This is a genomic window from Bacillus sp. TL12 (assembly GCF_022625245.1).
GTDB lineage: Bacteria > Bacillota > Bacilli > Bacillales > Bacillaceae_G > Bacillus_A.
This window is the reverse complement of the sequence record NZ_JAJJBY010000181.1, coordinates 1-720: the sequence shown is the minus strand read 5'-3', so window position 1 is coordinate 720 and position 720 is coordinate 1. Positions and strand designations below refer to the sequence as shown.

The following is a 720-nucleotide window of genomic DNA, read 5'->3' as shown; positions in this document are numbered from 1 at the left end:
TCTATTTATCAAAAACAAACCAGTAATAATAGTGGTTCTTCTAGGGTTAACATACATGTGGAAAAAGAGGAATTTATCGTTTGTTAGAATACAATGGCATTTGTGAAAAAATAATTAGCAAGATAATTACAAATGTAATATTGAACTTTTAATAGAGATGATAGCTGTGTGCTTAGTATGAAACAGCTAACAACCATCTACACAATATGAATAGAGGAGAGGGAGAATCTTATGAAAACAAGTAGGCAAATTACGAGTGAGTCTGATCAAAATGTATCTAGTTCGTTACAAACAAATACTCAACGAGATCGTACTTCCGTCAAGAAAGCAATGCGGGATACACTACAACTTGGATATCCAGGGATACTTGCTACAATTTATAAGGGTGGAAAAACGTGGAGTTATGCCGCTGGTATAGCGGATCTGAGAACCGAGAAGCCAATGAAAACAGATTTTCGCTTTCGCATTGGTAGTACGACGAAGACATTCATTGCAACAGTGCTACTTCAATTAGCTGGAGAGAACCGCTTGAATCTAGACGACTCCATCGAAAAATGGTTGCCTGGCGTTATTCAAGGAAACGGCTATGATGGTAACCAGATTACGATTCGGCAGATATTGAATCATACAAGTGGGATTGCTGAATACTTAAAGTCAAAAGACTATGATATTATGGATACAAAAAAATTGTATACGGCTGATGAATTAGTAAAGATGGGA

At 36.5% G+C, this 720-nt stretch carries 1 protein-coding gene; it reads left to right on the top strand.

Features of this window, described 5'->3' with window-relative positions:
- Positions 1 to 231 precede the first annotated feature (231 nt).
- The coding region (locus LOK41_RS28365) for a serine hydrolase domain-containing protein (RefSeq protein WP_241819415.1) at positions 232 to 720 on the top strand (489 nt) is incomplete at its 3' end.